Source organism: Bacteroides sp., assembly GCA_036351255.1.
Lineage (GTDB): Bacteria > Bacteroidota > Bacteroidia > Bacteroidales > UBA7960 > UBA7960.
Window position 1 is genome coordinate 1 of sequence record JAZBOS010000007.1, and the last position, 9,338, is coordinate 9,338.

Here is a 9,338-nt window from a genome sequence, read left to right on the forward strand (position 1 = left end):
CTGGAAAAGTTTAAAGGAGAAGGCCCGGTTGATTCGCGATCATTTCAGCAAGATCCTCATCATTGCCGGATGTATGATCCTGCCTGCCATTCCCCAGTTGCTTTACTGGAAAATATTCACCGGGAGCTTTCTCTATTATTCGTACGATAACCCGGGCGAGGGCCTCGACCTGCTGAGCCCTTACACCTGGGACGTCCTGGTGAGTTTCCGCAAGGGCTGGCTGATCTATACGCCCATGATGGCCCTGGCCATATACGGCTTTAAAAACCTGTATGAAAAGCGGCGCGAGCTGTTTTACCCCCTTGTGATCTTTGCCGTCCTTAATCTTTACTTGGTCAGTTCGTGGACCACCTGGTGGTATGCCGGATCGTTCGGTCACCGCGCCATGGTGCAGTCCTATGCGATGATGGCTTTCCCGCTGGGCTATTTTTTCATTGGCCTGAAAGACCAGACCAGGTTTTGGAGAAAGTTTTTCTGGATATTGGCAGGTTTTTTCGTGGTACTCAACCTGTTTCAGACCTGGCAGTATTTCAGCAAGATCCTGCATCCCGATTCCATGACCAAGCCTTACTATATGGCTGTATTTGGCCGGGTGACGCCTCCAACGGAAGAGATCAAAAGCCTGCTGATGGTGGAGCGTTCCCTTGGCGGGGATGACGTATTGAAAAATCCGGAGGACTATTACCTGTACCGCAGTTTTGAAATGGTATTCGATGAAGATGTCTGGCGCCCGGCAGCAGATTCTGGGGTGGCTGGAAGCAGGGAGGTCATGATCCTGAGGCCGGAAACCCCCTTCACTACAGCCCTGGAGATTCCCTTCAACAAGCTGACGATGGCCGACCACGCCTTCCTGAAGGTACGCGGAGAGGTGTTTGTGGAGGATGCCCCCGCTGAAAACCCCTTCAGCCTCATCATCACCTTCGACCACGAGGGAGGCAATTACAAGTACCGTGGGAAGGACTACGAGCATTACCCGCACGAGATCACGCCCGGGCAGTGGAACACGCTGGAGCGCCTCTATCTGACCCCAGAGCCAAGAAACAAAACCGACCAGGTCAGGATCTATTTCTGGCTCAGGGGCAATAAGCCCCTTCCGGTAAGCCGGATCGATGTTGAGGTATGGGTACCAAAGAGAGGATGGTAATCAGCAGGCTTTATTCTTCCAATTGTTTTATCGCCACAAAGGCCATCAGCCCGGCCCCGGTTCGCAGGGCTTCCTCATCAATATTGAAGGTTGAGGTGTGCAGGTTCGACACCAGGCCTTCGGCTTCGTTGCGCACGCCCAGGCGATAGAAGCAGGCAGGAAGGATCTGTGAATACCAGGCGAAGTCCTCCGCTGTCATTGCCAGTTCCAATTCTTCAATGTTTTCCTTTCCAAGGTAATCGCCGGCCCAGGCCCTGAAGTTGTCAGCCAGCTGTTCATCGTTGGCCAGGAAAGGATAGCCCGGATCTATAAAGACCTCGCATTCGCCGCCCATGGCCTCTGCGGTGCCTTCGGCAATATCATGAATAAGCTGATGGGCCTGTTTTCGCCAGGTTTCATCAAAGGTACGAATGGTCCCTTCCAGTTTCACTTCAGCAGGAATGATATTTGTGCGGCCTTCACCAATGATACGTCCAAAGGAAAGCACTGTGGGCACGGAAGGCTTGTTGCGCCTGCTTACGATCTGCTGCAGGGCCACGACGATGTGGGAGGCTATCAGCACAGGGTCGATCACGGTATGGGGCATTCCGCCATGGCCACCCTTTCCCTTGACAGTCAGGTATATCTCATCGGTTGAGGCCATATATTTCCCGCTACGGATGCCCACCTTGCCGGCTTCCAGACCGGGGAAAACGTGCTGTCCGAAGATGGCGGCGGGGCGGGGATTCTCGAGGACACCCTCTTTGATCATCAGGCTGGCACCTCCCGGGTAATTCTCCTCGGAGGGCTGAAAGATCAGGCGGATGCTGCCCTCAAACTTCGCCTTCAGGGTGTGGAGGATCCTGGCAGCCCCAAGCAGGGAGGCCATGTGGACGTCGTGGCCACAGGCGTGCATAATGCCGGGGTTCCGGGAAGTATAATCCACCTTGTTCTCTTCCTGTATGGGCAGGGCATCCATGTCTGCTCGCAGGGCGATCATCTTTTTGCCGGGATTCTTTCCTTCGATCAGGGCCACCAGGCCAGTGCCGGCCACTCCTTGTTTAAAGGGAATTCCAATTTGCTCCAGTTGGGATGCAATGAATGCGGCCGTTTTAAACTCTTTTTTCGACAGTTCCGGCTGGGCGTGCAGGTGCCTGCGGGTTTCGATTATCCCCGGAAGGTATTCAGCTGAAAGGTTTTGTATGAGGTCCCTGATTTCCATTTTCTTAAATTGATCAACAAATTTAAGATTTTTCAAGATCTATCCATTCGTCCAAGGTCGTGTGTTTCACAAAAGCGGTGTTAGAGAAAGGTCCCAATCAATTTACCTTATCTTTTTTTCCAAAAGGGATGGAAACCCCAAGAAAAGGAATACCAAAAATTTCACCATCCGCAATGGGGACAAACAAGCCATAATCCAGCCCGACATTCCTGATAATGCTTCTACCCCCTGCTGATAAAATGACTCCCGTTGAGCCTCCCAAGGGGATGAAATAGTTTTCACTGATGAAGTATCCTTTGGGTCCTGCCCTTAACAGAACGCCCACATTGATTAAGGGGGCGTTGGCCCAATCACTTCCTGCATAACCCCAGCCCATTGAGAAACTAATGTTTTTATCCCGGCTTCCCAAAGTCAATGCCCCAAACAATATGCCGAAGGACTGCTGCTCGCCTAAAAGAGCACCGACAAATGCCCCAGCGCCTAAGTTGATCTTATCCTTCTCCAATGGAATTGAGAACTTTGGAACTACCCATACGGGGGTAATGCCCGCCCTGAACAAAAACAGCGGAATCATTCCCGCGCTAAGCGAAAAATTGTTGGTCAAACCAAAAGTAGCCTGATTGTAAAGGACCAGGATGTTCTGATAATAAGACTCTCCCTTTTCAAGACCATAACCATTCGGAGCCCAAAAATATCGGGTTGACTGGGGGTTGTCGGGCCAAAGGAGGCCTTCACGTATGTTGTCCTCTTCAATTTTTCTAACCCTTAAAATATTGCTTCTTAAAACCCGGATTTCTCCGAAAGCTTCTGTTAAAAGCCGGATTTCATCCTCATCTTCAAATACGATTAAGCCCACAAATTCATTTCCATCCCGTGTTTGAACCTGGTATTTTTGCCCTCCTTCTTGCTGTCCAAATAATTGGTTTGCAAATAAAAACATGCAAATGGCAAGTGTCAACCTTGTAGTTGTTTTCATATTTTCCAATTTATAGGTTACAAAAAAACCAATCAAAAAAAACACTTTCTTAATGTAAATATATTCCAATATTTTATTTATTCATAAGATGTTTGAGGTAAATTTTCACAAACAGCTGTTTAAACTCAAAAACACACTGGCAAGAACTGTTCATTCATTAAAAAAAGGCTGGGTTTATTTGTTAATTTTGAATGATAATGAATAAAGGATCCTATGGTAGTTTCAGCGAATAAAAATTAAAGATTATGTCACAAGTTAAAATACTAACCTTTAATCCGTTTCAGGTAAATACTTATGTTCTTTGGGATGAAACACGCGAATGCGTGATCATTGACCCGGCCTGTTATGAATCCCATGAAGAGGAACAAATGGCTGGCTTTATTGAAAAGGAACAGTTAAAACCCGTTGCAATCCTGTATACCCATTGCCATATTGACCATATTCTGGGAAACAACTTCACGGGTAAGACTTACGGATTAAAGCCCCTGACCCATCGAGACAGCCTGCCATTTCTGACCAACAGCCAGAGCTATGGCAAGACTTTTGGCTTTGATGTGGAAGAGCCGATACTACCCGAGCATTTTCTTGAAGACGGGCAGGAGATTGGCTTTGGCAAGCAAAAGCTGAAAGCGCTGCACACCCCCGGACACGCTGCCGGGAGCCTTTGTTTCTATCATGAAGAGGAGGGCTTTGTTATTGCGGGGGATGTCCTGTTTCATCAAAGCATAGGACGTACGGACCTGCCCACAGGCGATTTTGACTTACTGATCCGATCCATCAGGGACAAATTGCTTTCGTTGCCCGAAGAAGTGAAGGTCTATCCGGGCCACGGGCCTTCCACCACTATCGGTGCGGAGCGTAAGCATAACCCTTTCCTCAATGGAGGGTATTAGAAGAACTTCAATGCAGCATCGGCCACTTTTTCATGGCTGATCTTTTCCATACAATCGAAATGGCCCTTAGGGCATTTGTCATAGCCGATCTTGTCGCAGGGGCGGCAAGGCAAGCCTTCGACCTCCACAATTACAGACCTTTCAGGATGCTGCGGCATATAGGGATACATGCCGAATTCGGGAATGGTATTTCCCCATATTGAGATGATGGGTTTCTGAAAAGCAGCGGCGATGTGCATCAGTCCGGTGTCGTGGGTAAGAACGACCCTGGCCTGCTGCACCAGGAATGCGGAGGTGTTGAGTGAAAACTGACCGCAGCCGTTGAACACCAGGTCCCCGCAAGCTGCAGATATGATGCGCCCATTCTTTGCGTCTTCAGGGCCGCCCAGCAATATCAGGGGTTTCTTCAGCCTCCTGCAAATGTCGATGATCTTCTGGTTGGGCAGACGCTTGGTGGCGTGCATACCCCCAATCACAAAGCCGGCATAACCTTTCCGGAAGGTCTCAGGCAGGGCATCGGGCCAAATGGCTTCCTCTTCCGGGATATAATAATCCAGGCCCTGGTAGTCGTTTTTCAAATGAAAACGCCGACCTGCCTCGAGGTAGCGATCGACAATATGCACATCGGGCAGGCGATTGATCTTAAGGCGGGTGAGTAGCCACTTCTGAACATTCAGTTTATTGAAAGCCCGTGACGGCCTCATCAGTCTGAGCTTCAACCATGTTGAACGCAGGTTGTGGTGCAAGTCGATGATGTAATCGAATCTTTCTTTTTTCAGATCGCTTATCATCGCACCCAGGCTATCTTCCAGCAAATGAACCTTATCGATATGGGGATTGGCCATTACAACCCCAGCAAAAGCCTTTTTGGTGGCAAAATGAACCTCAGCATCCAGGCCAGGCGTATTCTTCAATGCCCGGACCACGGGGGTGGTAAGCACAATATCGCCAATGGAACTGAAGCGGACAACAAGGATTTTTATTTTTCCCACCATAAGACTATTACAGGAATTTGGGACGGATGCGGAGCATCAGATATGCCCAATGGGCAAATTCTTCATGGCTTCCCCCCTTGATGATATCCATGGACGGGCTTCCCAGCATCACCGAATAGCCAGCAACAATTTGGGTCATATCATTAAGACTGAAATTATAGGTCAGGTCAAGTTCGGTTCCCAGGTATTTATCGATGGTCTCGTTCTCGAAGATGTAGTTGTTTTGCAGAAAGAACGCATGAAGATCGGCATTGAGCCTGGACTTTGGGGATAAGCGGATGTTGTTTCGAAGGTAAGAACTGAACAGTCCGGCCCCTTTGGTCTGGGCAGGGATGGCCAGGGTAAAGTAATCCATAAACCCCAGCCGGGCGTGTCCGGCGCTGTATGGCACATCAAACGCCCTGGATTTTTCGTCGGGGTTTTCTGCATCGTTGCCCGAAAATACTTCAAACCCCAGTTGAGAAGCAATGGTTTCACTGAAAGCCATTCTGGCTTCTGCCATCAAATACCAGGCAGCCACTTTTTGTCCTGCAGGGTTGACGCCATGCTGGATGGCGGGATTCAGGGTAAAGGAAAGTTTGTTAAACTTAGCCGTAAAGAAGGTATGCCACGTTCCCCTAAGATTCAGGTCACCCGAAAATCCATCCTGATAGCCATCGGCCATCCCCATGAGTGACATATTGAGGTTAGGGCTTAGGTCGGTATTAAACCAGAAAAAATTCAGGGTTTTATAGTGATTAAGAGGATAATCCGTTCCAAAGAAGGGGTTGGCAGCCTGGTTGAATGCGCTGACCAGGTGCAGTTCCCCGGCCTTCGTCATCAAGCGCAGGAGAAGCGCGTCGTGTTTGTTAGCCCATGGCAGCCAGTCATTGTGGGCGAAGAAGCGCATGTTATCGTATCTCAACTCTTGCCGTCCTGCCTTAATGGAGAAACTGTCGGTCAAGGCCACGTTCACCCAGGCCTCATGCAGGTCAAGTGAAGGCACCTGGGTTCGCATCATTTGCTGGCCCCAGACGCGGGCATCCTGAATGGAAACTTTGGTGGTGATTTTTTCCTTTTTAAAGTCGAGGACAATCCGGGTGCGCTGATTAACGAAGGCAGCCGGGTCTTCGTCCGGGTTTGGTTGCCTGCCATATCCGTGACGGAATTCAGGTCGTACAAAAATATCACCCGAAAGCGAGAATTGGGCGAATAACGGGAGGGTGAGCAACACCAGGGTGGCAAAAGTCAAGGTTTTTCTCATCATCTCTGGTTTTGTTTTATGTTCATTTGAAGGGTTTAAACGGGTAATGAAATGGGCATCAAACTGATCCCGGCTTGTTTAAAAATTTTCCTGGTTTTGTAAAAATTCTCGGTATACCCCAGCAGAAATCCACCCCCTCCGGCGCCGCAAAGTTTCAGGTAGAACTGGCCTGTCTCCAGACCTTCCTCCCACATCTCCTCAAAACCCCTTGGAATCATGGGCCGAAAATGGTGCAACTGCATGGAAGAAAGCTGCCTGAAACCGCGCAGCAGTTCATCAGGATGGCCCTCAAGGAGGGCATCGATGCAAAAGTCCACCACTGGGATATACATGTCGTGGATCATACTGTGGAATGCAGCATCCTGGTAATCCCTCAAAAATGCTTTAACGAGGCCTTCGGTTCTGCGCTGTAAATGGGTGTCGGCCAAAAAGAAGCCGCCCAGTTCGTGCAAAGAGGCTGAGGGCAAGGTAACGGTTTTGGGGCCTAAGTCGGGATCAATTAATAACGGCCTCCCGACATAACAACTCAGGGGGTCTAGTCCTGAGCTGGTACCATGAAAATGAGATTCGAGCAGTGCCAGGGTTTTCTGAAGTTTTTTAAGCACTTTTGACCCAGGAAAGGGAACCGTGGGGATTGGATTGGGCGCATACCTGTCGTATACGGAGGCCACCAAGGCACCGGAACTGCCTACTCCATAACCGCGGGGGATGTCAGAATCGAGAAAAAGACCTCTCAACAAGTCGAGGGCAAAGACATTCAAATCGATCCCAAAATTGATTCCTTCGTTTTCCTCCCTGCGTACCAGGGTCAGCAGGTAATCTTTCAATTCCTGATTCAGTGCAGCCTCTTCCGTCGAATACCTTTTGGAGGGCAACTTCCATATGGCTCTGAAAGAATTCAGGGGCACCGTAAGTGCCCTTCCCTGGCAAATAACACTGTATTCACCAAACAGCATGATCTTTCCGAAAAAGGCCCTGCCTGGGTTCTGCATTGTTAAGGAATTAAATCTGTTGGGGTCCGTGACCCACTCCATCGTCCATCCAACGGCCGTTTATGCAATAGGGAAGCAACTCCTGCTGAATAAAAGGTCTGACCTTTGCAGCGTCCTTTTCCGAATAAATCAAATGAATGTTTGGACCTGCGTCTAATGTAAAGCAAATATAAATATTTTGTGTTTCCCGAAAGTCGCGAATTTTATCAATGAGGGCTATGGTTCCGGGCTTCATAAGAATATATCCCGGACGAGATGACATCATTAGGCCGTGAAGGGTCAGGGCTTCATTTTCGACGATGGCGGCAAAGCGTTCCTGATCTCCATTTTTCAGCACGGCCAGTAAATCACCCAGGTTTTTTTCAGCCTGAACGATCCTGCTTTCGCGAAAATCATGTCCATCCATCAGGCCATGGCCGGCAGAGCTGGATACCTTTTTTTCGGAGTCATCCACGATCAGGATGGTATCGTGGAGGTTTCTGAAGTCAGGATGAATGTCCGCGTCAGGTATTTTTATGGCAAAATCATCATTAGAGCCCGGCAAATGAGCCGACCTGCCCCATTCGGTAAATCCGCCATAAACCGATCGGCAAGCGCTGCCGCTTCCCAGCCTTGCCGCAAAAGAAGCCTTGTTTAAGAAGGCGGATTCGTCAGGGTTGTGATAACCAGCCAGTTCCACTTCTATCTGGCCAAGGGCCAGGGCCAGCGCGCTGAAGGCAGCCGCCGAGGATGCTATGCCGGCCGAGTGCGGGAAGGTACTCTGGCTTTCAATATCGATCACAGCCTGTTCGAGAAAAGGGTAATGGGCTTGCATAGCCGCCAGGTATTTCCCAATGCGGTCCTGGAATTTTGGATTGGGTTCCCCGTTGAGTCGAAAGGAGCGAAGACCTGCCGGAGCATCATCCGTCAGGGAATATTTCATCGTGATCCTTACCACGCTTTCGCGGAGGGTAAAACTAAGAGAAGGGTTCATAGGCAGTTGCCCGGTGAATTTTCCCCAGTATTTCACCAATGCAATATTGGCAGGGCTTTCCCAGGAAACCTCGCCCTGGGGGTGTTCAATTATTTTCTTTTCCATTGCGGGATGAATTATGCAGTATCATTTCAGGAAAGCCAAAGATCACGAGGCAGTTTTTCTCCAGGAAATAAGCCCTGACTTGGCTTTCGCTTTGGTGTGAAGCAGCCAGGCAGAAATCGCCTCCCCAGGCTCCAAGCGATTTGACCACCCCCGGGAAATCGGAGAAGCGTGTAGCCTGAAGGGGCATCTGGTTGATGGCACGGGCAATAACGGTTTCGTGGGCTGTCATCATCCGCATAAAATGCTCGAGATCTTCTTCCCTCGCCATTTTCATCGTCAGTTCAGAAATCCTTTCCAGGGTATGGGAATCAAAAGCTGTCGGGTCAATGCCTTCAATGCTTCTGGCGCTGCTTTGCTTTCTACCGGTATAAATGAACCAGAGGTTCTGTACAAAAGGAGGATTAAAGTCCACCTGGCATACCGAAGGTTTGTGTTCTTTGCCGTTAAAGCGGTACAGCAAGGGGCTCTGGCTTCGGGCGCAGGCAATATCATAACCGGAACCTCCGGAAGTGTTAAAAAGCAATTCAAAGGGATCAATTCCAGCCCACCAAGCAAGATTGGAAATCAGGGTAGAACTACTGCCCAGCCCCCATTCAAGGGGAAAATCGGTGTTGGTCGTAATCCTGAATACTGCATTTGGCCCCGGGAAGGCTGGGTTTATTTCCCCAGCAACCTTCAGCAAACGCTGGAGGTTTTTGCTGACCTCATTTTCCAGATCTTCCGGTTCAAAGGTTTTTCCAATGAAGGTATCCCTATACCATTCCCTTCCCCTTTCCTGTGCAATCCAGGTAATGACCAAATCCCCCTTGCCCGGCA

9 protein-coding genes are annotated in these 9,338 nt (G+C 49.5%); 2 read left to right on the plus strand and 7 right to left on the minus strand.

Features of this window, described 5'->3' with window-relative positions; translation table 11 throughout:
* Positions 1-1,144 (plus strand): hypothetical protein (locus V2I46_00230; GenBank protein ID MEE4175911.1); only part of this gene is annotated, 1,144 nt, incomplete at its 5' end.
* A gap of 10 nt (positions 1,145-1,154) precedes the next feature.
* Here V2I46_00230 and V2I46_00235 read toward each other — a convergent pair.
* Both V2I46_00235 and V2I46_00240 read right to left on the minus strand, forming a co-directional pair.
* Positions 1,155-2,345, minus strand: a complete 1,191-nt coding sequence (locus tag V2I46_00235) for a M20 family metallopeptidase (protein MEE4175912.1) — start codon at positions 2,343-2,345, stop codon at positions 1,155-1,157.
* 97 nt (positions 2,346-2,442) lie between these two features.
* A complete protein-coding gene (locus V2I46_00240; GenBank protein ID MEE4175913.1) occupies positions 2,443-3,321 on the minus strand; it encodes a hypothetical protein in 879 nt (292 codons plus the stop codon).
* Positions 3,322-3,566: 245 nt separating this feature from the next.
* Between V2I46_00240 and V2I46_00245 the strand changes: the two genes are divergently transcribed.
* On the plus strand, positions 3,567-4,214 hold the full coding sequence (locus V2I46_00245) for an MBL fold metallo-hydrolase (protein MEE4175914.1): 648 nt from the start codon (positions 3,567-3,569) through the stop codon (positions 4,212-4,214).
* On the opposite strand, the gene V2I46_00250 is transcribed toward V2I46_00245, so the two are convergent.
* The 5 genes from V2I46_00250 to V2I46_00270 all read right to left on the minus strand — a co-directional run.
* Positions 4,211-5,209 (minus strand): glycosyltransferase family 9 protein, encoded by a 999-nt coding sequence (locus V2I46_00250; GenBank protein ID MEE4175915.1) that lies wholly within the window; start codon positions 5,207-5,209, stop codon positions 4,211-4,213. The two genes, V2I46_00245 and V2I46_00250, sit on opposite strands and share 4 nt — an antisense overlap.
* 7 nt (positions 5,210-5,216) lie before the next feature.
* On the minus strand, positions 5,217-6,452 hold the full coding sequence (locus tag V2I46_00255; GenBank protein MEE4175916.1) for an alginate export family protein: 1,236 nt from the start codon (positions 6,450-6,452) through the stop codon (positions 5,217-5,219).
* A 35-nt stretch (positions 6,453-6,487) separates the two neighbouring features.
* Positions 6,488-7,444, minus strand: coding sequence for a hypothetical protein (locus V2I46_00260; GenBank protein ID MEE4175917.1), 957 nt, complete (start codon positions 7,442-7,444; stop codon positions 6,488-6,490).
* 10 nt (positions 7,445-7,454) lie between these two features.
* The gene (locus tag V2I46_00265) at positions 7,455-8,522 is read right to left on the minus strand and encodes a hypothetical protein (GenBank protein ID MEE4175918.1); all 1,068 of its coding nucleotides are present in this window, start codon (positions 8,520-8,522) and stop codon (positions 7,455-7,457) included.
* The coding region (locus V2I46_00270) for a GYDIA family GHMP kinase (GenBank protein MEE4175919.1) at positions 8,503-9,338 on the minus strand (836 nt) is incomplete at its 5' end. The genes V2I46_00270 and V2I46_00265, both read right to left, overlap by 20 nt.

Excerpts from the sequence above, each read along its gene's own strand:
- V2I46_00235 (MEE4175912.1), bottom strand. The coding sequence starts at position 2,345 with ATGGAAATCAGGGACCTCATACAAAACCTTTCAGCTGAATACCTTCCG.
- V2I46_00240 (MEE4175913.1), bottom strand. The coding sequence starts at position 3,321 with ATGAAAACAACTACAAGGTTGACACTTGCCATTTGCATGTTTTTATTT.
- V2I46_00245 (MEE4175914.1), top strand. The coding sequence starts at position 3,567 with ATGTCACAAGTTAAAATACTAACCTTTAATCCGTTTCAGGTAAATACT.
- V2I46_00250 (MEE4175915.1), bottom strand. The coding sequence starts at position 5,209 with ATGGTGGGAAAAATAAAAATCCTTGTTGTCCGCTTCAGTTCCATTGGC.
- V2I46_00255 (MEE4175916.1), bottom strand. The coding sequence starts at position 6,452 with ATGAGAAAAACCTTGACTTTTGCCACCCTGGTGTTGCTCACCCTCCCG.
- V2I46_00260 (MEE4175917.1), bottom strand. The coding sequence starts at position 7,444 with ATGCAGAACCCAGGCAGGGCCTTTTTCGGAAAGATCATGCTGTTTGGT.
- V2I46_00265 (MEE4175918.1), bottom strand. The coding sequence starts at position 8,522 with ATGGAAAAGAAAATAATTGAACACCCCCAGGGCGAGGTTTCCTGGGAA.